Genomic DNA, 22,754 nt, shown 5'->3' with positions numbered 1-22,754 from the left:
GGGCCGTGCCCCGGATCACCACCTGGCAGTGGGCACGTTCGGAACCTTCATCACGTACGCGACCAGGGGCTGTATGACCGGTCCCCGGTACTCGGAGAAGTCCACCGTCAGTTCGGGGGAAGCTGTGCAACGCTCGCGTAGACGCGGCGCGCTGGTGTGGCCGGTGAGCCGGTCGATTCGCCGCGCCAGCGTCGCGTACGAGTCGAGCACCGTCTTGTACCGTTCGGCGAGCCCCAGCACCAACTGGGGGCGCGGCTCGACATGCCCACTGCGCACAGCGCTCAACGGAAGGCCGTCGATCCGAAGTGCCTCGACGATTCCGGCCGCCATCACCTCGTTGGCCCGCTGCAACCGCCTGTTCAGGGTGTCGATCGAGTGCAGGAAGTTTCCGGCGTCGGATTCCTCGCCGGGAGGCGTCGTGCGGAGGAGCGCCTTGATGGTGCGTACCTCCTTCTCGAGCGGCGTGAAGGATGCCGTCGTGTCGTTGTAGGCGTTCCGGAGCCCGTCCACATACGCGTCCGTGTCGAACCACGTGTGGCAGCGGCTCCGGATCCAGCCGACGTACTCGGCCAGAGGCGTGTCGTCCGTGGCTGACTGGGTCAACAGGACCGCAGCCGTCAGGTATGCGTGGATCTCGTCCACAGCCGCGGCGTGCTCTTCCTCCTCCGGGCTCAGCAGTTGGGCCTCGCGCTTCAGGGACCTGAGGACCCCCTTGAAGACGGCCACCGCGCCGGTCGGACCGTCTCTGTACACGCGGGCGGTCTTACGTCTGCCCCCGGTCGGTCTGGCAGCCGAATCGGTTCCCCCGCCTTTCCCGGCATCGCGCCGGGCTGAGGCGGCGGTCCGGGCGGTGTTCCCGGCGCCCGGTCGCCCCGTCCGGCCGGCGGGCCGGACGCGGTTGCGTGAGGTGCCCGTGCCCACGGCTCCGGTCGCCGCATGCGGTCGATCGAGAGCCGGCCGGGGCCGCGAGGGCGCCGCGTCCATTTTCGGTATCCGGTTCAGATCCGAAAGCATCTTGTCCGCGAGGGAGCGGGTATAGATGGGCAGCTGCGGGTGGGGTTCCAGCAGCTCCTCCACGTTCCACGGTTCTTCGAGATCATCGAAGAACCGTGGGACGCCTCCCAAGTCGCGGATGCACTCAGTTGCGCCGGCCCACACGGTGACGAAGGCGGCATGAAAGTCCTGCAAGGCGTCAGGTACCGACGGTGTAGGGTGGGTGGTCTTCGCCGTCTCCCCTACCGTCTGCCAGAAGTCATCCGTCCCGCACTGTTCCAGCTCCGCGGTGAACCGGTTCGTAAGCCGCACCATCGTGCGGACCATTTCGTCGAAGCGGTCTCGCTCTCGCGAGAGCGAGGCCTGAGGGACGTACAGGAGATCCCTGCACGTTTCAAGGACGAAGCCACCCGACTCGGTGGCCACCGCCAGCAGTTCGTCCGCGCTACCAGTGAGTTGCGTCGTGACGGGGCAGTAGGCCAGCAGCCCGTCCCTCCTGAGCACGTGTCTGAACTCGTTCAGGCTTTCCCACCAGGGCTGGTATCCCCCGTTCCGGTCAATGATCGCATTGTATGACTTCAGTGCGGAGTGGATCGCCTCAGCCTCGGTCGTCATGGCGTGCCTCCACGGGGTGCGCGGCGGTCGGCGAGTCGGACGCGGCGCTCGCGGACCACCGGATCGGTCGCGGTCGTGGCGTCCGGCCACAGGTCGGCGGTGACCACGAGTTCCAGTACGGTGCGCGGGGGCAGCCCCGCCACCTCCCACAGAGGGCTGCGCGGCACCCGTTCGGCGGGGGCGACCCGCAGCCGGGGCGGGTGACCGTACTCCGCGGGGGCGCCCTCCATACACCACTCCGGCAGGCACGGCCGGCCCGACGCCGCGGCGAGGACGGCGCTGAGCAGCGCGCATTCGTCCATCGGGTCGTCGTCCGCCCACGCCCACAGGGCGAAGGAAAGCTCGTACCGGCGCACCGGTGCCCGACGCGCCACCACCCTTCCGTCGGCGCTCCGGACATCGCTCCAGTCGCCGGGCACGCCCAGCGGGCTCTCCCGCACGTCGTGCAGGAACAACCCCAGACCGCGCGGGTTCACGGCACGGAACGTGTCCCACTGCGTGGGTGGACCCGCGAAGACCGCGATGCCGTCCGCCGGTGCCGGAACCGACCCGAGGAAGCGCCGCAACGAGGCGGTGGTGTCGTAAAGGACCATGCCCACTGATGCTGGGGCCCGACTGCCCTTCCGGGGAGGGCCGGAAGGGCAGTCGGCCGGGTAGTCGGCTGGAGCCGTGGGGTTGGCCGTACCGCCCTGTCGCGCCGGGCCGGGCAGGCGGACGGTGGAATCACCGCCCACGACGTTCCGGAGGACCCATGCCCAGCTACCTGTCACCTGGCGTCTACGTGGAGGAGGTCTCCTCCGGCTCCAGGCCCATCGAGGGCGTCGGTACCGCCGTCGCCGCCTTCGTCGGCTTCGCCGAGAAGGGCCCCCTGAACGAGCCGAGCCTCGTCACGAACTGGACCCAGTTCGGCCAGCTGTTCGGCGAGTTCAGTGAGGGACGCCTCCTTGCCCATGCCGTGTACGCCTACTTCCTCAACGGCGGCGGCAGCGCTTACGTGGTCCGTGTGCCGGAACCCGGCGACGGGCCGACCCACGCCACCCGGGCCCTCGCCGACGCCGACGGTACGCCACTGTGGACCGTCCGCGCCGTCCAGCCCGGTGCCGCCGGCAACGCGCTCGGCGTGAAGGTCGAAGTGGGTGCCGAGGACGCCCCCGGCACCTTCAGGCTGGTCGTCCTGCGAGACGGCCGGCCCGCCGAGACACACGATCGCCTGACTGCCGACACCGCGGCCGACGTCATCGGCCGGAAGTCGCGGCTCATCACCCTCGAATCCGCCGGTGCCACAGACGCGGGCGGGCCCCGCCTTCCCGCACCGGGCTTCACTTCTCTGGAGAGCGGCGCCGACTCGGGCACCGGTGACTTCGGGCCCCAGCACTTCGTCGGCGACGCCCTGGAGCGCACCGGCCTGTCCGGGCTGGAGGCCGTCGACGCCGTCACCATGCTGGCCGTGCCCGACGTCATGTCCGCGCTGGAGCGCGGGCTGCTCGACCGGGACGGCGTACGGGCCGTCCAGCAGGCGATGATCGCGCACGCCGAGCTGATGTCCGACCGGATCGCCATCCTCGACACCCCGCCCGCCCTGAACGCCAGCGAGGTCCGCGCCTGGCGGGTCACCGAGACGGGATTCGACTCCAAGTACGCGGCCCTCTACTGGCCGTGGCTCAAGGTCATGGATCCGGCCACCGGAAAGCCGCGCATGGTCCCGCCCAGCGGGCACGTCGCGGGCGTGTGGGCGCGCAGTGACGAGACTCGAGGCGTCCACAAGGCCCCGGCGAACGAGACGCTGCGCGGCCCCATCGCCCTCGAACTCGCCATCACCCGCCGGGAGCATGACCACCTCAACCCACTCGGCGTCAACTGCATCCGGGTCTTCCCCGGCCAGGGTATCCGCGTGTGGGGAGCCCGGACGCTCAGCAGCGACCCCGAGTGGCGGTACCTCAGCGTCCGCCGACTCTTCAACTACGTCGAAGAGTCGATTCTGCAGGGCACCAACTGGGTCGTGTTCGAACCCAACGACCCCAAGCTCTGGGACTCGGTCAAGCGGACCATCACCATGTTCCTCCGCGGCGTCTGGCGTGACGGTGCTCTCTACGGCCGGACCGCCGACGACGCCTTCTACGTCAAGTGTGACGAGGAGAACAACCCAGCGGACGCCCGTGACCAGGGAATCCTCACCGTCGAGGTCGGCATCGCCGCCGTCAAGCCGGCCGAGTTCATCGTGTTCCGCATCTCCCAGTACTCGGATGGCGCCGCCCTGGACGAGTAGCCGCATCCGCACCCAAGCCCCAGCGACCACACGCGCGGTGTGACCGCGCGCTCCGCCCCTGCCCCCCGACGAAGCACGAAGAGGAAGGGAGCCCTGCCCATGTCGACAGGACTCGACCAGCACGACGCGCTCACAGCGGCGCGGTTCTCCATCACCATCGACGGCTACGAGATCGCCTCGTTCTCCGAACTCTCCGGCATTACCACCGAGGTGGAGCCGGTCGACTACCTGTCCTCCAACGACAAGGAGATCATCTTCAAGAAGCTGCCCGGCAAGGCCAAGCCGCCGACCGTCGTTCTCAGGCGCGGCAAGTCCGGCGGCATGGAGCTGTGGGCCTGGCACCAGTCGGTCCTCACCGGCAACATCACCGGTGCCCGCAAGAGCTGTTCGCTGGTCATGTACAGCTTCGACGGTCAGCCGGTCGCGCGGTACTACCTCTCCCACGCCTGGCCCTCCAAGCTGGAGATCGGCTCCCTTAAGGCGGGTGCCACCGAGGTCCTGATGGAAACCGTCACCCTCGTGTGCGAGCACATCCAGCGGGTGTCCGCATGACCGCCGACGGTGCCCTGCGCACGGAATACCCGTTCACCCTGCCGCGCGGATACGTCGACCAGAACGGCGTCGTGCACCGCGAAGGCGTCATGCGCCTCGCCACGGCCCGCGACGAGATCTCCCCCCAGTCCGATTCCCGGGTGCGCCAGAACCCCGCCTACCTCACGGTGCTTCTCCTGGAACGGACCGTGGTCTCCCTCGGGGACCTGCCGGAGGTCACCGGCTACGTCATCGAGCACCTGTTCGCCTCCGACCTGGCCTTTCTCCAGGACCTCTACAAGATGATCAACCAGCAGGGGCACACCCAGGCCGACGTGACCTGCCCGTCCTGTGAACACGAATTCGCCGTGGACCTGTCAGGTGATGCCCCGGGGGAATCCTGACGTACGCCAGTGAGCGCCTCTGGGAAGAGGTCGCCTACGTGGCGTACTACCTCCACTGGTCCCTCGACCAGATCCTGGACCTGGAACACCCGGTCCGTACCCGGATCATCGAGGAGATCGGCAAGACGAACCGTCAGATCTCCCAGGAGGACTGACCCACCGGACCACCCCGACCACCGGATCACCGGATCACCGGGACCGCCATGGCGACCCGCTCACGGAGACACCCCATGAAGAACCGCTGGCCCTTCCGCCGCAAGCGCCCGCACGCCGCCGACCCCGAAGGTGTCCGGACCGCCGCCGTTGTTCCCCGGTCCCCGGGCCCGGCGAGCAGGCCGGCCGGCGAGCCGACCGCCACCGCGCCGGCCACCCCCGCTCCGGCCGACGGCACGCCCGGTCCCGCTCCGACCGGACACGGCACGCCCATGCCCGCGCCGGTCACCCAGCCGGCCGATGGGCACTCCGGCGAGCGTTCCTGGGCGCGGCTGGAACCGCTGCGATCGGGACTGGGACGGGGGTCGGCTCCGCTGACCGCGGCCGGGCCACCGGTCGCGGTCCGACCGCACGACGCGATGTTGGGCGGCCCCCGCCCGGCCGGAGACCGTCCCGCCGCGCCGGCGGGACGCGTCGAGGGGCTCGCCACCCTGGTGCCGCTGCTCCCGCCCCGGCCCGTCGTCGTGCAGGCCGCGCCGCAGCCCGCCACCCCGGTGCCGGCCGCCCTGGAACCTGCCATGCCGCAGGCCCCCGCCCCGCCCCCGGTGCTGCCCGCACCCCCACCGCCGGTGCGCCCCGCCGTGGTCGAACGCACGGCCGTGTCCGGTCCCGGGCTGACCACCGCCTCGGAGCGGTACGTGGGGGAGCCGCGGCCCGCCACCGAGTCCACCCACCTGCCGGCCTGGATGAACGCCGGCCCGGTCGGCTCCGGTTTCGACCTCTCCGCGCTCCTGTCGCCCCCGGACGCCCCCGACACCCCGTCCCCCCGTCCCGCCCCGCGGCCCCCGGCCACCGAGCCGGGCGGGCCCGTCCACCAGCGCCGGCGCCGCACCCTCGGCGAGAGCCGGCGACTCGGGCTCGGTCCGGTGCTCGCCCACCGCCCCGCGCCCGACGTCCCGGACGCGGAGACCCGACCGCCGCCGGAGCCGAGCCCGGCACCGGCCCCCATGCCGCTGCCTCACACCACTCCCTCCGCCACCCCCGCCTCGGTGACAGCGGAGACCCGCCACCCAGCGGCGCACCATCCGCCCACCGGCATCATCGTCACCCCCGGTATGCCGGTCCGGCAGGATCCGGCCCACGCGTCGGCGGCGTCCCTCCCCCCGGCCGCTGCCGCCCCGTCCGACCCCGTTGCCCTGCACCACCGGTCGTCCCGGCGAGAACGCCCGGACCGTGCCCCCGACGACCTGACCCACTCGATCTCCGCCCTGCACGGCACCGATCTCGCCGACACCCCCCTGCACCGCGGCACCGGTGCCGCCCGCGCTACGGAATCGCTCGGCGCCCGCGCCTTCGCCCGAGACGCGCAGGTCTTCCTGCCCGACGGCCAGGGTCCGGTGGAGACACCGCGCATCCGCGGTCTGATCGCCCATGAGCTGGTCCACGTCGCCCAGCAGAAGCGGTACGGGTCCGCCCTGCCGCCCGAGGACTCGCCCGGCGGCAAGGCCCTCGAAGCGGAGGCCCTGTCGGCGGAGCGCTACTACCGGGGTGACCCCGGCGCCCCGAAGCCGCTGGTACACCGCCGGCCCGTCACCGCTGCCGGGCCGGACCCCGAGGACGTCCGCGAGCTCGTGGAAGAAATGAACCGGCATCGTGCCGGGGCCTCCGCGTACGCCGACGCGCCCGCGCCGGCCAGGGAGACACCCGCGCCACCGGCGTCCGGGCCGTCCGGCGAGCGGCACGAGGCCCCCCCGACCGGCGGCGGCACAGCCGCGCGGCCCTCACCGGCCTCCGGTGAACGTGACGGCGAACACACCGGCCCTGGTGCCGTGGCCTCCCTGGACGACCTCGGCTTGCGAGGAGCCGTCTGGACCCCCGAGACAGGTCTGGTACGGGCCGGTGAGATGCCGGACCCCGCCCCGGCCGCCGCCACCGCCCTCGCCCAGGTGCCCGTCCACGGAGTGCAGCGCGCCTCCTCCGAGCAGGTGCTCGAGGACTACATCGCGATGCTCAACCACCGCAACCGCAACCGCGGTGACGCCAAGCACCTCGGTGTTGCCGATCTCGACCCCGCCCAGCAGGAGGACGTCGAGTTCCTGATAGAGCGCGCGGTGGCCCACGGCGCTCTGGTCCAGGCGACGGACGACGAGGACGAGGACGACGGCACCGGCTGGCGCGGCGAGGCCGGCCTGGTCTTCACCCGCGCCCTGACCACCCCCTTCGGCGTCGACTTGGACCGGAGGCGCCGCCAGGCCATCCGCCGCTTCTTCGCCGGCGGCCGGTCCGCCCCGCCCGGCGCCGCATCGGACGTGGAGGCGCGGTTCGACGCCGATGTGGGCGACTGGGCGGACACCGAGGGCGAACTCACCCCCGACGACGTCGGTGCGGCCGCCGATGGCCGGACCACCGCTGCCGGGGAACCGCCCGTGCCCCCCACCGCCAAGGTTCCCCAAACCTCGCGGTTGCGGTCCGCAAACCCGCCCGGGCGGCAGGATGGGGACACCGGGCCGGAAGGCCCCGGGACCGGTTCCGCGAGTACACCGCAGGACGGCGTCTGGCCGTCCCTGCCGTGGCCGCTCGCGTCCCTGCTCCAGCACGTGGATGAGGTCCGGACCGGCCGCGCCGGAGCTTTCGCCGAAGACCCTGCTCACGACGACGGTGACCGGGACGGCACGCTCGGGCCACCGACGGCGGCGGCCGGAGCGGAGACGGCGTCCGCGGACCCTTCCGCACCGCCCCACCTCGACGACGACATCTACCTCGAAAGGCTCGCCGGCCGGCTCTACGGGCACATCCGCACCCGGCTCCGGCAGGAACTGCTGGTCGACCGCGAACGCTCCGGGCGGCTGACCGACCTCAGATAAGGGAACGACATGGCTCTCAAGTCCGACGCCACACTGGCCCTCGCCAACCGGTTCTCCGTGAAGGTGGACGAAGGCAAGATCGACCTTGGTAGCTGGTCACAGGTCCAGGGACTCGACGTCCAGTGGAAGATGGCAGACTACCGTGCCGGCGACGCGGGGAACGACCGCTGGTATTTTCCCGGCTTCACGGAGTACACCCCGGTCAAGCTGACTCGGGCCGCCTGCTCCGACTCGCCCGCCGTCCAGGAGTGGCTCTCCAGTAACTCCTTCGCCAGCAAGCCCACGAGCGGCAGCATCACGCTGATGGACCCGTCCGGCAAGCCCGTCATCTCGTGGACGCTGCGCCAGATCCTGCCCACCAAGTGGTCCATCGCGGGCCTGGAGGCCGGGCAGAGCAAGGTTGCCCTGGAGACCCTGGAACTCATGCACATGGGCTTCCTCAACGACCCCGCCCCCAAGGCTTGACCCCCGGGCCCCGCCATGAGACGGAAGGACACGACATGACGCGCGAGACCATCCAGGAACGCGCCATGCTGGGACTGAACGCACGTTTCAGCGTGAGCGTCGACGGCATCGGTCTGGGCAACTGGAGTTCCTGCAAGGGTATCGGCGTCCAGTTCGAACACGAGGAGGTCGAGTCCGGCGGCAACTACGAGCACGTCGTCCTGCTGCCCAAGCGCCTGAAATACGGCACCGTCACACTCCAGCGCGCCATGAGCCTGGAGGACTCCGCGAAGGTCCAGGCCTGGCTGCGGCAGGTCACCAGCTGCTGGTACAGCAGTGACACCGCCACCGGCTACGAGGGTAGTTCGGCCGTGATCGAGCTGAGGGACGCGCACGGCCAGCGGGTCGCCTCCTGGACGCTGCGCAATGTCTACCCGAGGAACTGGAAGGGTCCCGACCTCGACGCCGACAACACCAAGGTGTCACTGGAGACGCTCGAACTCGCCCACCAAGGCTTCCTGTAGGAGCACACCGTGTCCGTGGCCGTACTGGTCTGCACCGAGCCGCCGATGCCCGGCGCCGTGCCCTTCGACTTCAACCCGGAGAAGATCCAGATCTCCCGGGACGCCCACTTCTCGTCTTTCGGCAGCTCCTCCCGGAACGGCGCCCGGCCCGGCGGCTCCACCCGGGAGGTGTTCAAGAAGGCCGAACCTCTCAAGATCGTCCTGTCGGACATCGTGTTCAGCGGCCTGGAGACCAAGCCGCTGTGCGACCAGCTGTTCAACTGGATGAGCCCGAGCGCCGGATCCGTCGGACAGACCGTCGCCGCCGCCGTCGCCCAGCGCACCCAGGGCAGATGGAACTGGACCAACCGCCTACCGGTGGTCTCGTTCGTCTGGGGGCCACCGGAACTCGGTTTCCTCTACAGCGTCGTCGTCAAGAACGCCAGCGTCACTTACACCCGCTTCAACCGCATGGGCACACCGATCCGGGCGAAGGTGTCCATCACCCTGCACGAGCAGCCGAGCCTGCTGGGCACGCTGCCCACCAACCCCACGTCCGGCGGCCTGCCCGACCGCCGCGGCCACACCCTGACCGAGGGCGAAGACGTGGTCACCGTGGCTCGCACCACCTACGGCGCGAGTGCCCGGTGGCGCGAGCTCGCCGACGCCAACGGCATCGACGACCCGCTGCGCGTCAAGCCCGGTCGCACCCTGTTCCTGCCCGGACCCGATGAACTGGGCACCCGACGCCCTGCCTAGCCCCCGTGCCCGCCGCCCCGCCCCTCCCCACCGCCTCGCGCGAAAGAGCCACGGCACCTTGCCGAACCTGATCCGTACGAAAGGCGTGACCCATGCCCGGAACCAGCCCGGCCGGCGACTTTTCCCCGGCCATGGCGCCGTCGACGAACCTGGTACAGGGCCCCGTCAGCGTGCGTGCCCTCGTCACGGTGGGCACCGGGCAGCTGCCGCTCCCCCCGCAGGCCGAGAGCCAGATCATCCGCGTGATCGTGGACACCCACGTCCACCTCCCCGGCATGTTCGAGATCACTTTCCTCGACGAGGACGGCACCGTCGCCGACGAGGCCGGCCTCGCCATGGGTACCCCTGTGAAGATCGAGGCCGGCGCCGCCGGGGATCCCGTCGCCACCCACCTCATCAGCGGCGAGGTCACCGCCGTCGAGGCCGTCTGCGAGGGCCTGTCCATCCACACCGTGATCCGCGGCTACGAACGCACCCACCGCCTCCAGCGCGCCCGCCGTACCCGCGCGCACCTCAACAAGACGGACAGCGACATCGCGACGGACATCGCCCGGCAGGCCCGGATCCCCGTCGGCCGCATCGACCACACCCGCATCGTCCACGCCCACATGCCTCAAGTAGCCCAGACAGACTGGGACTTCCTCCAAGAGCGGGCCCGCGAGATCGGCTACGAAACCGGCGTCGAGGAAGGTTCCTTCTACTTCCGCAAGGCCACCGTGCCCGCTCCCGGTCCCGTACGCCCCGGGCTCGCGCCCGGACAGCCACAACTGGAGTTCCGGGACAACCTGCTGACTTTCCTGCCGAGGATCACCGGCGCCGAACTCGCTCCCCGGGTCGAGGTCCGCACCTGGAATCCGGCGACCGCCACCGTCGTCGTCGGACGTGCGCCGCTCGCCAGCGGCACCGCCGAACTGGACGAGACGGACGTGCAGGAACTCGCCGGCGCCTTCGCGGGTGGCCCGGTGGGCGCCGCCGGGGCTGCTCCCCAGGTCGTCGCGAACCGCCCGGTGGGCTCGGGCGCCAACCGCTCCCTGGCCGCCGACCAGGCCGCTGCGGCAGCCGCCGAACGACTCGCCAGCGCCTTCGCCGAAGCCGAGGGTCACGCGTTGGGCGACCCCGCCATCCAGGCCGGGCGCAAGGTCACGGTCAGCAACGTGCCCCGCTCGTTCCGCGGCACCTGGACCGTCACCAACGCCCGTCACGTCTTCTGCGACGACGAGGGCGGCTACCGCACCCGGTTCTGGGTCAGCGGTCGACAGGACCGGTCCCTCCTCGGCCTCGCCTCCAGCGGCGCTCCCCACACCACCTCCGGCGTCCCGGACGGGCTCCTCTGCGGCATCGTCACCGACGTCGGCGACCCGACCTCCCGAGGCCGGGTCCGGGTGTCCCTGCCCCTGCTCGACCCCGACTTCGTCACCGATTGGGCCCGGGTCGTCCAGCCTGGTGCCGGCCGCCGCAGCGGCGCCTTGTTCCTGCCCGAGCCCGGTGACGAGGTCCTGGTCGGCTTCGAATGCGGTGACATGCGCCGCCCCTACGTCCTCGGCGGCCTCCTCAACGACCACAGCGCGTACACGCTCGGTACCCCACCGGTGCGCAAGTCCGGAGCAGCGACCCACGCGGTCGTCCGCCGCGGCCTCGTCTCGCCCACCGGTATCAAACTCGCCTTCCTCGACGACAGCCCGCCGGGCTCGGCGGCGCCGCGCGAGTCGGCCGTCGTCCTCGGCGACGCGAACGAGGACTTGGCCCTACGCATCGATCACAAGGCCGGCGAGGTCACGCTGACCTGCCGCCGGAGCGGCGCTGTCGGCGGAAAGGGACGCATTCTTCTCAGCTGTCCGGACGGGGGTGCGATCGAGGTGGACGCCGGGGACCAGGGCTCGGTGGCCCTCACCGGAGGCACCGTCTCCGTCAAGGCCGGCCGCCGCCTGGAACTGCACAGCGGTGGAGACCTCACCATCGACGGCCGGCGAGTGAAGATCACCGGCACCCCCATCGAGCTGAACTAGGAGGACCCGATGCCGCACGCCACGACCGACGACTTCATCGGAGCCGGATGGGCCTTCCCCCTCGGGGTGAACGCCGCAGGCGGCATCAACCTCGTCCGCCGAGAGGTCGAACTGGAACAGGCCATGACCCTGATCCTGGCCACCTATCCGGGCGAACGCCCCATGCGCCCCGGCTTCGGCTGCCGCCTGCGCGACTACGTCTACCGGGACACCGACACCCGCACCACCGCGATGCTTTCCCACGAGGTCCGCTCGGCGCTCATCGCCTGGGAACCCCGCATCGACGTCCGGGCCGTACGGGTCACGCCCGACACGGAGGACCCCAGCCTGCTCTACATCGACATCGACTACCAGGTGAAGGCCACCAACGACCGCCGCAACCTGGTCTTCCCCTTCTACAGCATCCCCGACGAGGAAGGCGACTACTGATGGCCCTGCCGGCCCCCAACCTCGACGACCGCCGCTTCCAGGACCTCGTCGACGACGCCAAGCGCATGGTGATGCGGCGCTGCCCGGAATGGACCGATCACAACGTCTCCGATCCCGGCGTCACCCTCATCGAGACGTTCGCCTTCATGACCGACCAGCTCCTGTTCCGCCTCAACAAGGTTCCCGACCGGCTGTACGTGAAGTTCCTGGATCTGCTCGGAACCCGCCTGCTGCCGCCCACCCCGGCCCGGCTCCCCGTGACCTTCTGGCTCTCCGCCCCGGCCGCAACCACCCTCCACGTACCCGCCGGCACCTCTGCCGCGACCCTGCGCACCGAGACCGAGATGTCGGTCGTGTTCGCTACCCTGACCGACCTCCAGCTGCCACCGGCCTGCCTGCAACACCTGATGACCAAGGACGCCACCGGGAACACCCTGCTGGCCCGGGACGAGCAGCACCGCCTGGGCGTCGGCTTCCCCGCCTTCGGCGACGGTGCCCCCCTGCCCGGCGACTGCCTCTTCGTCGGCCTCACGGAGGCAGCTCCGCGCGCCATGGTCAGCCTCGACTTCGTCTGCGGCATCAGGGGCGTCGGCGTCGACCCCGAGCGCCCCCCGCTGATCTGGGAGGCGTGGGACGGGGACGACTGGCGGCCATGCGCCGTGCATGCCGACACCACCGGCGGACTCAACCGCTCCGGCGCCGTCGTCATGGCCGTTCCCCCCGGGCATCGGACGAGCGTCCTCGACGGCCGCCGGGCAGGCTGGCTGCGCGGACGCGTCGTCGACCCGGAGGAGGGGGCCGCCGCGTACAGCAGCTCGCCCGTGATCGACGCCCTCGCCGCCTGCGTCGTCGGCGGTACCGTGGACGCCGTGCACGCCGAGGTCGTGGAGGACGACGATCTCGGCGTCTCCGACGGAACCGCCAACCAGCGGTTCACCGCCTCCCGTGCCCCCGTCCTCACCGCAGGCCTGCCGCCGGTCCTGGAGGTCGGCGGCGACAAAGGCTGGACCGAGTGGACCCGCGTCGAGCACTTCGCCGACAGCACCGCCGACGACCCCCACTACGTCCTGGACAGTACCGACGGAACGATCGCCTTCGGCCCGCTCGTCCGCGAGCGCGACGGCGGCGTGCGGCAGTACGGTGCCGTCCCGCCGAAGGACGCGCACGTTCGGCTGCGCCGCTACGCCACCGGCGGCGGCCGGCACGGCAACGTCGGCAAGGGCGCCGTGCAGACCCTGCGGACCTCCATCCCCTTCATCGCCGAGGTGGAGAACCTTCAGCCCGCCACCGGCGGCGTGGACGGCGAGACCGTGGAGGAGGCCAAAGCCCGCGCCCCCTTCCTGCTCCACTCCCGCGGGCGCGCCGTCACCGCGGAGGACTTCGAAGCCCTGACCCGGGAGAGCGCCCCGGAGCTGGCGAGGGTGCGCTGTGTGGCCGGCTCCGAGGCCGACCTTCCGCCGGGCACGGTCAAGGTCCTGGTGGTGCCTGCGCTGCCGGACCGCGGGGGCGCCCCCCGTTTCGCCGACCTGAAGCCCTCGCAGACCACGTTGCGCGCCGTCACCGAACGGCTCGACCGGGCCCGCCTGGCCGGGACCACCGTGCTGGTGGAACCTCCGCTGTACCGCGGCGTCACCGTGGTGGCCCGGCTTCGCTCTGCTCACCGGGCCAACCCCGCCCGGGTGACCCAGGACGCCCTCGCCGCGCTCTACCACTACCTCGACCCGATTACCGGGGGATCGCGCGGGGACGGCTGGCCCTTCGGCCGCCCGGTGCAGGCGGGAGACCTGTACGCGGTGCTCCAGGGCGTCGACGGCGTCGGCCTGGTCGAGGAGGTCCGTCTGTTCGGCGCCAACCCGCTGACGGGTGCGCGCGGTGCCGAGACCGACCGGGTGGTGCTCGACCGAGACAGCCTGGTGTTCTCGTACGAGCACCAGGTCCTGGTGGAGGGGGAGCCGTGGTGAGGGGACCGGTTCCGGGCCTGGTCAGCCCCTATCCGATCGGCAGCCTCCTGCCTGCCGTCTACCAGGAGGACGACTTCGCCCAGCGGTTCACGGCGGGCCTGGACGACGTGCTGGCCCCGGCGATCGCCGTGTTGGACTCGCTCGACGCGTACCTCGACCCGCTGCTGACCCCGTCCGACTTCCTGCCATGGCTGGCGGGCTGGCTCGGCACGGATCTGGACGAGAATACCGACGACCGCAACCGGCGGCGGGCGGTACGGGACGCCGCTCCTCTGTTCGCGGCCCGAGGCACCACCGACGCCCTCCGCGCCGAGCTGGCGATCGCCGCCGGGCGGGGCGTCACGATGACCGAATCCGGCGGTGTGTACGCCTCTGACACCGCGGGCGGCTGCGCGGTCGCCCCGCGGTCGCCCGAGGTGTGTGTCCGGCTACCCGGGCACGCAGCCTACCGCCGGGCCGCCGTGCGCTCCCTCCTCGCCTCGATCATGCCCGCGCACGTCGCCTGCCGGATCGAGGTGGCGGAATGACCACCTGCCGAAAGTGCGGCTTCCACAACATCGCCACGGACAGGTTCTGCGGTTCCTGTGGGTCCTTCCTCGAATGGACCGGCAACCGGGACCGCATCGAACTCGGCGACGACCTCCACCAGGAGGCCGAAAGCGCCACCGTGCGACCGCTGGAGAATCCGCTGCTGCGTGCCCAGCGCGGCCTCTACGTCGATGTGGGCGGCCGGAATGCCCTCCCGGGCCGCACCGGGCCGGCCGGTAGCGGCCTGCCGAGCAGCGGTGGCCCTCCGGGCATGGGCCGGCCTCCGGGGATGGGTGGCCCTCCGGGCATGGGCCGGCCTCCGGGCATGGGTGGCCCTCCGGGGGTGGGTGGCCCTCCGGGCATGGGGACTCCGCCGGGGATGGGCGGCCTGCCCGGGATGGGCGCGCCCGGGCCTCTGAGCCCAGGCGGTCCGCCCGGCACGGCCGCGCCCTTCGGCCCCGTCGGCGCGCTGGTCGGTCCGCCGACTGACCGGCTCGTCAAACCATCCCACGCGAGCGCCCCGGCCACCGGCCATCCCGAACCGGCCGAGGACGAGCACATACCGGAAGACGATCTGATGGCCAGGGCCCAGGCCCTGCTGCACGGGGAGGAGGAGGAGGAGGAGGAGGAGGAGGAGGAGGACTTCGAAGCCTGGCTGGCCAGTGCGGCAGCCACTGCCCGGGAAGCGGAGGCGGCTTGTGAAGCGGAAGGTGCCGACGAGGCGGGTGATACCCCTCCCGGAGGCTCGGACGACGGTGACGCGGCCCCCGACCGTTGCGCGGAACCCCTGGATGAGCCGGGCCTGGTGGCTCCGGGTGAGGCCGCTCCCCGCCGCGCGCCCGCGCAGCGTATCCGCCCCACCAGAACCGCCCGGCCGGGTGACGTGCAGTGCCCCGACTGCGGCGAGTACAACGCCGGCGCACGCAACTTCTGTTCGCGCTGCGGCTGTGCACTCGATGAGGCGGAGGCCGTCGGCCCGGCGCCCGCTCGCCGGCGTTGGTCCGATCGGCTGCGGCGCGTCCCGGTGGTCCTGGAGGCGGGCAAGCGTCCCGGCCAGCCCGGAGTGAAGGACAAGCGCCCGCTGTGCCTGGCCACGGTGGTCGGACCGATGCGTCTGGTCGGCAGCGTCGTACTGCTGACCCTGACCACCCTCTTCGCCATCCACCCGCCCTTCAGGGCCGAGGTGACCACCCGCGCGGAGGAGGTGCAGAAGCGCGCCGAGTCGACTTTCAGCCCGGACTTCGCACCGGTGCACCCGGTGAAGATCGGTGCCAACACCCAGCTGCCCGGCCAGGAGTCCTGGAACGCGCTGGACGGCGTGATCGACACCCCATGGGTCTTCCCCGGCTCGTCCAGGGACCCCGAGCTCACCGTGGAGTTCGAGCATCCTGTGGACATCACGCACCTGGTGGTGCTGAACGGCGGGAAGGACTTCAGGATGGAGAACCGGCCGCGGACGCTGCGGATCGGATATCCGGACGGCCGGTCGGAGGACGTACGGCTGCGGGACACCCCCGAGCAGCAGTCGCTGAAGCTGAAGACGCAGATGAGGACGAAGAGCCTGAAGATCCGTGTGGTCGACGACTACTCGTCGAACCGCGCCGAGGACACCGCCATCCGCGAGATCGAGTTCTTCACGACCACCCGGGGCTACCTGCCCTGGTGACCGTTTCCCCGTCCAACCCGTCCCGGCCGCGGTGTGCCGGAACGGCGGGCCCGCGGACCGCGCGGCGCCCCGGTCACGCGGCCACCGTGGCCCTCCCCTCGCGGCAGGCCAGCCGCGCGTACACCGTCTTGCCGCGGCCCTCGGGGGCGACACGCACGCCCCAGTCCTCCGACAGGTCCGCGATGATCGCCATGCCGAAGCCGCCGGTCTCGCCGCGCTCGGCAACCGCGCGCGGGCAGGGCCGGCCGGGTGCCGTGTCGTCGACCTCGATGGTCAGATCCGTACCCTCCCAGATCAGCCGCACCTCCTCGGGACCGTCCGCGTGCCGGCAGGCGTTGACGACCAGCTCCGTCGCCACCAGCAGCGCGCTGTCGTACGCGGGGGAGTCGGGTCGTGAGGCGTTGATCCAGCCGCGCTCCGTCATGGACCGGTTCAGGGCCTCCCGGGTGGCGTGCGTGATGGTGTCGTACGGAGCCGATTCGACCCGGATCGTACAGCGGTCGGAGCGAGCGGAGTCCATGGTGTCTACCTGCCTCGTGTGCGTTGCGTCGTGGTGATTCCAGTCCAGCGGAATCCGGCGTGACCTGGATCACCCGATCGGCGGGGCCGGGTGGCGGGGCTTGCCGTCCTCCGGTTCGGATGAAGGTGGCCTCCGGAGGCTTGGCGTGGACATGTAAAGCAGCGAAACTGGTGGCCCGGACGGACCGGCCCGACCCGGTCCGGCGCCACGCCCACCCGCCCCAGGAGGCAGCATGCGCTCCGGCCGACTCCGCTCCACACCGCCTTCCCTTCTCGTCGGCTGCCTCGCCGCGGCCCTCGCCCTGGCCCCTGCCGCCGAGGCCCTGGCTGCCCGCCAGCCAGCCGCCCACTCGGCCCCCGCGTCCCCCCGCCCCGCCGCATCGGACGCGTCGGCGACGCCGTCGGCCGGTCTCGAACGGTGGATGGGGGAGCGTGCCCACCAGCTCCGCGACCGTCCCCTGAACGCCATCGCCATGCCGGGCAGCCACGACGCGGGCAGCTGGAGCATCCGGCCCGGCAGCGGACTCTGCACCGCAGGCGACACCTACGACGTGGCACGCCTCTACCCGGCGGTGGCCGCGAGCATGGCCCGCACCCAGAGCGGTTCCCTCACCGCCCAGCTCGACGGCGGCAGCAGGGTGCTCGACCTGCGTCTCTGCAAAGAGGGGGGGCGCTGGCACACGTACCACGGTGCGCCGCTCGGCTCGCTCTTCTTCGACGCGGACGGACGACGCGGCGAGGTCGCCGACATCGCCGACTGGCTGCGTACCCACCCCACCGAGGTGGTCGTCCTCCGACTTGCGGTCGCCGCACCGACTGCCGAGCGGCATACCGCCCCCGGCGAGGCCGCCGACCTGCTGTTGGAGGCCCTGGGCCGTGAGCGCGTCGCGGGCCGGTCGGCCTACGGCCCGCAGACGCCCTACGGACGTTTCGTCGCGGACGGCCGAAACATCGTGATCATGGCCGACGGCCGGCCCGACCAGTACGACCTGCTGTGGCCCACCTCCGACTCCGACGACCGCGGCAGCTACGCCCATGCCTCCCTGTCCTGGTATGACTATCTCGGCGCCCTCTTCGACGGCGCGGGAGCCGCCGCCCGTACCTACGAGTCGACGCTGATCCTCAACGACCGCGCGCTCAACTGGCCGCAAGCCACCCGCTCACCCGGCCTGTTCTCCCTCAGCTCGATCGTCACCCCGGACATCACCGTGCCCGGCGCCGTGCTCGCCCAGTGGGGCGCCGCCATCGGCGCGATACCACGCGAAGTGGCCGACGCCCACATGCTCAACCTCGCCCACGGCCTCAACGCCCGCCTGCTCACACAGCTCACCGGTCCCTGGCGGCAGCACCCGGCAGTGGACCAGTTCAACGTGGTGATGACCGACGACGTCAACCAGAACGGCGCCGGCGTGCCGGCGGGCGCCCTGCAACGCGCCGTCGTCACCCTCAACGACGTCCCCCGGCAGAACGCCTGCGGTGATCCGGAGTCCGACACTCCCACGCCGGGCCGAGGCATCCGCTACCAGGCACACCTCGCAGGTACCGGCTGGCAGCCGTCCGCCGGAGCGGACGGCTCGGGAGTGGGCACGGTCGGACAGAGTCGGCCGATCGAGGCCCTGCGCCTGTCGCCGACCGGCATCGGCGACCTGTGGGCGCGAGCCCACGTCCGCGACCTGGGCTGGCAACCGTGGACGCGGATCCCGGACGGCGCGACGGGCGAGGTCGGTACCACCGGGCGGGCCCTGCGCCTCGAAGCGATCGAGTTGTGGAGCGGAATCGGTACCCTGGCCGGTCGCGCCCACGTGCAGGCCGTCGGCTGGCAGCCCCGGGTCAGGGGAGCCCGCATCCACCTCGGCACCACCGGCCGGTCGCTCGCCCTGGAGGCGCTGTCCCTCACCCCTTGCGACTGAGCACTCTGCGAAGGCCGACGGCGCGGGCGGGTAGTGGGGGACCGCAAGGTCCCCCACCGATTCGCCCAGCCGGGGGACAACACCTGGACTATCCACCAATAACGTAATGAATGTCCCGGTCTCGGGGCGGGCACAGAGGTTCGCCTTCCCCGCCCGCGAAACGATCTTCCGAGCAATCACGAGAGCGAAACCCACATGAGCACCACGCCCGTCACCATCCCGGAGAAGCTGCTGAGCCCCGGCCAGGTCGCCGAGCTCTTCGGCGTCGACTCCAAGACCGTCAGCCGCTGGGCCCGGCAGGGCCTGATCTCCTGCGTCCGTACCGTCGGCGGTCACCGCCGCTTCTTCCCGGCCGAGCTCCGTGCTCACCTCACCACCCTGCCCCGGAACTCCTGACTCCGCCGATCACCGCCGATCACCACGCTCCGGTTCACGCCCCGTCCGGGCCACGGCCTCTCCGCGCGATCCCCCGCGCCACCGTGCCCGGCGGGGCGCCGTGCAGCTCGTCCGCGATCCGCAGGAACGGCCGCCGCAGGGCCACCGCCACAGGCCGGGAGTCCGCCCGGGCATAGGCCGCGATCTCTTCCCGCGCCGCCTCCAGCGCACGGTCCGGATCGACAGTCCCCGCCGCCCGCTGCGCAGTCGGACGATGGCCGCGTACACCGGTGGCTGCCCGGCCCCCAACTGCAACGGCACCTGCCACGCCACGGCGACCGTCACCAGCACCCGAGCCGCTCCCGGCCCCTCCCGGACCCACCAGCGCCGGGTCGGCAGGGTCTCAGGACGGTGACGGTGCCTGCGGCGAAGGCCCCTATCCGGACACACCCACCGGCCTGGCGCCAGCGCGCGCCGCCCCGGACGACGGTCGACAGATCAAGACGCAGGCAGAGAAGTCAGTCGTAGCGCGGGTCAGACCACCACCGGGACGGCACTGCCCTCCTCACCGTCGTAGTGGGTGGCGGTACCTTGCCATTGCTTGCCATTGCTTGAGGCGGTTGCAGCACCGTTCCACGACGTTGCGGTGCTTGTGGATCTCCTGGTCGAAGGCCGGAGGGCGGCCGCAGCGGCTGCCCTTCCGGGTGTGGTTGCGCACCTGGTCGATTCGCTCGGGGATGGTGTGCCTGATGCCGGGCCGGCGGAGCCAGGTGCGGATCGCCTTCGAGCTGTAGCCCTTGTCGCCGATGACGTGATCAGGCCTGGTCCGAGGCCGGCCCGGACCAAGGCGTGGCACCCGGATGGCGTCCATCACCGCGGTGAACCGCGTGCAGTCGTCGGTGTCCCGCCGGTCAGGACGAACGCGAGCGGGCGGCCGGCGGCGTCGCAGGCGAGGTGGATCTTGCTGGTCAGTCCGCCTCGGGACCGGCCGAGGGCCGGGCTTTGGCGCCCCCTTTTCGGGCCCCGGCCGCGTGCTGATGGCCACGGCCGATGGGGGAGTCGACCGACACCAGCCAGTCGATGACACCCGCCGCGTCCGCCTTCGCGCGTGCCGCCTGGAGCATCCGGTCGAACGTGCCGTCCGCCGCCCAGCGGCGGAAGCGGGTGTGGAGGCCGGTCCACGGGCCGTACCTTTCGGGCACGTCCCGCCAGGGGGCGCCGGTGCGGAGCTTCCACACGAATCCCGTTGAGGACCGTCCGGTCGTCCAGCCGGGGCCGCCCCAGCGCAGGCCGGGGCGGCAACGGGCGTATGAGGGCCCACCCGGCATCGGACGTTCATGGCGACGAATCACCACTCCATGATCCACAACCCGAGATCACTTTGACGGCAGGCTCTGGGTCAGGAGAGGTCGACTTCTTCTTCCGAATCGGAGTCGGAGAAGTGCGGGTCCGCCACCTTGGCAGGCTTCGCATCCCGCCGTTCCTGCCTTGCCAGGTTGCGGGCCGCGACCGCTGGATCGGAGTACGGGCCTTCTTCTTCATCTTCGCTGACGTACTCGTCCGGCTCAGCAGTGCCGGCGCTTGTGACGATGCCTTCACCGCCTTGGAGATTGGCCTGCCGGACCTCTTCCATGAGCGCGTTGTGACGGTGGATCTGGTTTGCGGTCAGGTTGGTGGTGACGGCGCTCAGCTGTCCGCTTTCATCGACGTGGCGCGACGCGGCCTTCTGCGCCGCCACCGTCCGGACCGAAGTGGCCTTCAGCGGGGCTGCCTTGCCGCTCTCGTCCCGGAACTTCCCACCCGCCATGTAGCTCACGGTCACACGGCCCGGCATGAACAGTCCCTGCTTCCTGATCTCGCCGATGGCATTCTCGAGGTTTCCGACGAGAGGATGGTAGTGACCACTGTTGTTGTTGATGTCCTTGCCGAGAAGCGTGCAGGTCGCCGTGGTGACGTTCCAGCCCTCCAGGGCTTCCGCGTGCCGCTTCCGCAGCTCTGCGTGGAGTCCCTTGAGCGTCTCCTTCACCTCGACGGCGTCCGTCTCGCGGTCCCCGCGGATGAAGCTCTCGATGAACGTTTCCTCCTCGGGCGTGGCGTACTCCTGAGGCTTCCGAGCGCGCAGCCGGGGAAACTCGGACTCCAGCAGGTACTCCACCCTGCCGTCCTTGCAGGTTCGTGAGTAGTACACCTCACCCGCATGCACTTCGGTCGCGCACGCGGATTCCTCCGCCACGACATGCACGATTCCGGCACCGATGACCGGACGGCCCTGAACGTTGGAGGAGTGGCGCAGCTTGGCCTCCCATCCGTGCCCGCTGAGCGCGCTCTGCATCTTCAGCATGTTGCCGTAATTGGCGAAGCTCAGGCCTGTCCCCTCGGTCCAGCTCTTCACGAGTCCGTTGACCTGAGGGTCGCTGCACGTGCCGTCGCTTCCGAACGTGAGGCATATCCCCGTGGTCTCGGGGAAGAGGAAGAGATTGGCCGCCTCGTCCATCACCCATCCGTACTTGCCCGTCGGCACCTGCTCGCCATTGCGGACAAGGTGCCAGCCCTTTCGGCCTCGCGCCTCGGGATCGACGGACTGCACCTTGACAGCTCGACGGTCTGCGTCCTTGATGTCGAAGTAGAGGATTTTTTCGGCGGCGTCGGAGGCCGGGGAGCAGTTGCCAACCATCTTCCGGAGTTCGTTGTGACCGACCTCGGCAGCCAGCGTCGGCACGGTGACCTTGACCGGAGCCTTGCCCGCAGCCGCCCGTTCGGTGGCGGCCTGAGCCGACTTCTGCTGCCGCAGCTCCAGGTCCGGGTCGCGATCGAACCAGGAATCGACCTCACCGGTCCCGGTGAGCTTGAAATACAGGCGCTGCCTGGGGTCCGCGTCGTCGATGACGGGGGTGGGGTCCTTGTGCGTGGCCCATTCCAGGTGCTCCAGGAAGGCCCTGAGATCGGTCGCGTCTACGGGACGCGCGTCGCCGATCTGCCCACCGATCCGAAGGACTTCCCGGGCGAAATAGCCGTACACGGCGTCGTTTCCACCGGCCTGCGTGAGGCCGGCGTGGAAGGTGTCGAGGAGCGTCGATTCCTCGTAACCCGGCCACGTTTCCCAGCTGAGGCACACGGCTATGCGCGTCCGAATCTCGTCGATTTCGGCATCTCCATGGTACTCCTTGAGGTAGGCCATGAGTGAAACGAACTGCTGCTGATCCATCTGTGTTCCGTTCCTGAGGGTGAGAGGGAAATACGCTCGACCTTGGTGGGCGAATGCGATGGCAATTTTCCACCGGTTGAGGCAAAATCTTTCCAGTGTTCCACCTAAGGGCGCCCTAATTGTTCTGTCCCGGGAGGTTGGGGACGGGTGAGCAAGGTCTCGGCTGAGGGCCTTGAAATGGTTGAGGGCCTCCTGGCCTGGTGTGGAGTGCGAGATCTGCACCGGCGACCAGAACGGCCCTCGTTCCCACCGTGATGCCCCCTGACGGAGACCGGACGGCTGCGCCTGGTCCGCTGTGTGGTCGAGGACAACTGGCCCCTTCGGCGCGCCGGAACGCTTCCAGGTCTCACCCGCCACCGCCCAGCGCTGGGCCGACCGCTACCGGCGGTTCCGGCGAGGCGGGTAGGAGCGACCGTTCCGCCCGCCCGCACCCCGGCCCACGCCGCACCCCGACCCGCACCGAACGCCCGATCATCAAGATCCACCGTGCTGCGCCGCTGGGGCCTGGCCCGCATCGCCTACCTGCTGCACCTGGTCCAGGCCAGGAGCTGCACTCCTGCAATCACCACCGCGGACAGCCGCGCTCGCAGGCAAGCCACCCGCCAGCCGCGTCCCCAACCCCA

General features: G+C 70.9%; 19 protein-coding genes and 2 pseudogenes. 16 read left to right on the top strand and 5 right to left on the bottom strand.

What is annotated here, in order from left to right:
- Nucleotides 1-15: 15 nt before the first annotated feature.
- Nucleotides 16-1,608: a hypothetical protein gene (locus tag ACIPXC_RS22090; protein WP_401620790.1), complete on the bottom strand. Its 1,593-nt coding sequence runs from the start codon at nt 1,606-1,608 to the stop codon at nt 16-18.
- On the bottom strand, nt 1,605-2,201 hold the full coding sequence (locus ACIPXC_RS22085; protein WP_401620787.1) for a Pvc16 family protein: 597 nt from the start codon (nt 2,199-2,201) through the stop codon (nt 1,605-1,607). Before ACIPXC_RS22085 ends, ACIPXC_RS22090 begins: the two co-directional genes overlap by 4 nt.
- A 158-nt stretch (nt 2,202-2,359) precedes the next feature.
- Between ACIPXC_RS22085 and ACIPXC_RS22080 the strand changes: the two genes are divergently transcribed.
- The 13 genes from ACIPXC_RS22080 to ACIPXC_RS22020 all read left to right on the top strand — a co-directional run bounded on the left by ACIPXC_RS22080 (nt 2,360) and on the right by ACIPXC_RS22020 (nt 16,122).
- On the top strand, nt 2,360-3,874 hold the full coding sequence (locus tag ACIPXC_RS22080) for a phage tail sheath family protein (protein WP_401620784.1): 1,515 nt from the start codon (nt 2,360-2,362) through the stop codon (nt 3,872-3,874).
- 99 nt (nt 3,875-3,973) lie between these two features.
- The gene (locus tag ACIPXC_RS22075) at nt 3,974-4,426 is read left to right on the top strand and encodes a phage tail protein (protein ID WP_401620781.1); all 453 of its coding nucleotides are present in this window, start codon (nt 3,974-3,976) and stop codon (nt 4,424-4,426) included.
- On the top strand, nt 4,423-4,809 hold the full coding sequence (locus ACIPXC_RS22070) for a hypothetical protein (protein ID WP_401620778.1): 387 nt from the start codon (nt 4,423-4,425) through the stop codon (nt 4,807-4,809). The genes ACIPXC_RS22075 and ACIPXC_RS22070 overlap by 4 nt, the downstream gene beginning before the upstream one ends.
- Nucleotides 4,803-4,964 (top strand): DUF6760 family protein, encoded by a 162-nt coding sequence (locus ACIPXC_RS22065; protein ID WP_401620935.1) that lies wholly within the window; start codon nt 4,803-4,805, stop codon nt 4,962-4,964. The genes ACIPXC_RS22070 and ACIPXC_RS22065 overlap by 7 nt, the downstream gene beginning before the upstream one ends.
- A gap of 75 nt (nt 4,965-5,039) precedes the next feature.
- Complete coding sequence (locus tag ACIPXC_RS22060) at nt 5,040-7,826, top strand: DUF4157 domain-containing protein (RefSeq protein ID WP_401620775.1); 2,787 nt, start codon at nt 5,040-5,042, stop codon at nt 7,824-7,826.
- Nucleotides 7,827-7,835: 9 nt separating this feature from the next.
- Nucleotides 7,836-8,291 (top strand): phage tail protein, encoded by a 456-nt coding sequence (locus ACIPXC_RS22055; protein ID WP_401620773.1) that lies wholly within the window; start codon nt 7,836-7,838, stop codon nt 8,289-8,291.
- A gap of 35 nt (nt 8,292-8,326) precedes the next feature.
- On the top strand, nt 8,327-8,794 hold the full coding sequence (locus ACIPXC_RS22050; RefSeq protein WP_401620770.1) for a phage tail protein: 468 nt from the start codon (nt 8,327-8,329) through the stop codon (nt 8,792-8,794).
- Between the two features lie 9 nt (nt 8,795-8,803).
- Entirely contained in the window at nt 8,804-9,532 is a 729-nt protein-coding gene (locus ACIPXC_RS22045; protein WP_401620768.1) for a hypothetical protein, read from the top strand.
- A gap of 92 nt (nt 9,533-9,624) precedes the next feature.
- The gene (locus ACIPXC_RS22040) at nt 9,625-11,538 is read left to right on the top strand and encodes a VgrG-related protein (protein ID WP_401620765.1); all 1,914 of its coding nucleotides are present in this window, start codon (nt 9,625-9,627) and stop codon (nt 11,536-11,538) included.
- A 9-nt stretch (nt 11,539-11,547) separates the two neighbouring features.
- The gene (locus ACIPXC_RS22035; RefSeq protein WP_401620763.1) at nt 11,548-11,967 is read left to right on the top strand and encodes a GPW/gp25 family protein; all 420 of its coding nucleotides are present in this window, start codon (nt 11,548-11,550) and stop codon (nt 11,965-11,967) included.
- Complete coding sequence (locus ACIPXC_RS22030) at nt 11,967-13,928, top strand: putative baseplate assembly protein (protein WP_401620760.1); 1,962 nt, start codon at nt 11,967-11,969, stop codon at nt 13,926-13,928. The genes ACIPXC_RS22035 and ACIPXC_RS22030 overlap by 1 nt, the downstream gene beginning before the upstream one ends.
- Nucleotides 13,925-14,455, top strand: coding sequence for a phage tail protein (locus tag ACIPXC_RS22025; RefSeq protein ID WP_401620757.1), 531 nt, complete (start codon nt 13,925-13,927; stop codon nt 14,453-14,455). The genes ACIPXC_RS22030 and ACIPXC_RS22025 overlap by 4 nt, the downstream gene beginning before the upstream one ends.
- Nucleotides 14,452-16,122, top strand: a complete 1,671-nt coding sequence (locus ACIPXC_RS22020) for a discoidin domain-containing protein (protein ID WP_401620754.1) — start codon at nt 14,452-14,454, stop codon at nt 16,120-16,122. The genes ACIPXC_RS22025 and ACIPXC_RS22020 overlap by 4 nt, the downstream gene beginning before the upstream one ends.
- Before the next feature lie 73 nt (nt 16,123-16,195).
- Here the strand turns inward: ACIPXC_RS22020 and ACIPXC_RS22015 are convergent, their stop codons facing one another.
- Entirely contained in the window at nt 16,196-16,642 is a 447-nt protein-coding gene (locus ACIPXC_RS22015) for an ATP-binding protein (RefSeq protein WP_401620751.1), read from the bottom strand.
- A gap of 232 nt (nt 16,643-16,874) precedes the next feature.
- Here ACIPXC_RS22015 and ACIPXC_RS22010 point away from each other — a divergent pair, with 232 nt between their 5' ends.
- The gene (locus ACIPXC_RS22010) at nt 16,875-18,551 is read left to right on the top strand and encodes a hypothetical protein (protein ID WP_401620748.1); all 1,677 of its coding nucleotides are present in this window, start codon (nt 16,875-16,877) and stop codon (nt 18,549-18,551) included.
- Between the two features lie 195 nt (nt 18,552-18,746).
- A complete protein-coding gene (locus ACIPXC_RS22005) occupies nt 18,747-18,947 on the top strand; it encodes a helix-turn-helix domain-containing protein (protein ID WP_401620745.1) in 201 nt (66 codons plus the stop codon).
- 571 nt (nt 18,948-19,518) lie between these two features.
- Here ACIPXC_RS22005 and ACIPXC_RS22000 read toward each other — a convergent pair.
- A pseudogene (locus tag ACIPXC_RS22000) lies at nt 19,519-20,278 on the bottom strand (IS5 family transposase); the annotation flags it as partial.
- Nucleotides 20,279-20,325: 47 nt separating this feature from the next.
- Nucleotides 20,326-22,131, bottom strand: a complete 1,806-nt coding sequence (locus tag ACIPXC_RS21995; protein WP_401620742.1) for a hypothetical protein — start codon at nt 22,129-22,131, stop codon at nt 20,326-20,328.
- A gap of 261 nt (nt 22,132-22,392) precedes the next feature.
- Here ACIPXC_RS21995 and ACIPXC_RS21990 point away from each other — a divergent pair.
- Nucleotides 22,393-22,665: pseudogene (locus tag ACIPXC_RS21990) on the top strand (leucine zipper domain-containing protein); the annotation flags it as partial.
- Between the last annotated feature and the right edge of the window lie 89 nt (nt 22,666-22,754).

This window comes from Streptomyces sp. NPDC090021 (genome assembly GCF_044748225.1).
Lineage (GTDB): Bacteria > Actinomycetota > Actinomycetes > Streptomycetales > Streptomycetaceae > Streptomyces.
Note: the sequence above shows the minus strand (reverse complement) of the source record. Positions and strands in the feature narration are given on the sequence as shown.

Coding starts and splice junctions, on each gene's coding strand:
- ACIPXC_RS22090 (WP_401620790.1), bottom strand. CDS start 1,608: ATGACGACCGAGGCTGAGGCGATCCACTCCGCACTGAAGTCATACAAT.
- ACIPXC_RS22085 (WP_401620787.1), bottom strand. CDS start 2,201: ATGGTCCTTTACGACACCACCGCCTCGTTGCGGCGCTTCCTCGGGTCG.
- ACIPXC_RS22080 (WP_401620784.1), top strand. CDS start 2,360: ATGCCCAGCTACCTGTCACCTGGCGTCTACGTGGAGGAGGTCTCCTCC.
- ACIPXC_RS22075 (WP_401620781.1), top strand. CDS start 3,974: ATGTCGACAGGACTCGACCAGCACGACGCGCTCACAGCGGCGCGGTTC.
- ACIPXC_RS22070 (WP_401620778.1), top strand. CDS start 4,423: ATGACCGCCGACGGTGCCCTGCGCACGGAATACCCGTTCACCCTGCCG.
- ACIPXC_RS22060 (WP_401620775.1), top strand. CDS start 5,040: ATGAAGAACCGCTGGCCCTTCCGCCGCAAGCGCCCGCACGCCGCCGAC.
- ACIPXC_RS22055 (WP_401620773.1), top strand. CDS start 7,836: ATGGCTCTCAAGTCCGACGCCACACTGGCCCTCGCCAACCGGTTCTCC.
- ACIPXC_RS22050 (WP_401620770.1), top strand. CDS start 8,327: ATGACGCGCGAGACCATCCAGGAACGCGCCATGCTGGGACTGAACGCA.
- ACIPXC_RS22040 (WP_401620765.1), top strand. CDS start 9,625: ATGCCCGGAACCAGCCCGGCCGGCGACTTTTCCCCGGCCATGGCGCCG.
- ACIPXC_RS22035 (WP_401620763.1), top strand. CDS start 11,548: ATGCCGCACGCCACGACCGACGACTTCATCGGAGCCGGATGGGCCTTC.
- ACIPXC_RS22030 (WP_401620760.1), top strand. CDS start 11,967: ATGGCCCTGCCGGCCCCCAACCTCGACGACCGCCGCTTCCAGGACCTC.
- ACIPXC_RS22020 (WP_401620754.1), top strand. CDS start 14,452: ATGACCACCTGCCGAAAGTGCGGCTTCCACAACATCGCCACGGACAGG.
- ACIPXC_RS22015 (WP_401620751.1), bottom strand. CDS start 16,642: ATGGACTCCGCTCGCTCCGACCGCTGTACGATCCGGGTCGAATCGGCT.
- ACIPXC_RS22010 (WP_401620748.1), top strand. CDS start 16,875: ATGCGCTCCGGCCGACTCCGCTCCACACCGCCTTCCCTTCTCGTCGGC.
- ACIPXC_RS22005 (WP_401620745.1), top strand. CDS start 18,747: ATGAGCACCACGCCCGTCACCATCCCGGAGAAGCTGCTGAGCCCCGGC.
- ACIPXC_RS21995 (WP_401620742.1), bottom strand. CDS start 22,131: ATGGATCAGCAGCAGTTCGTTTCACTCATGGCCTACCTCAAGGAGTAC.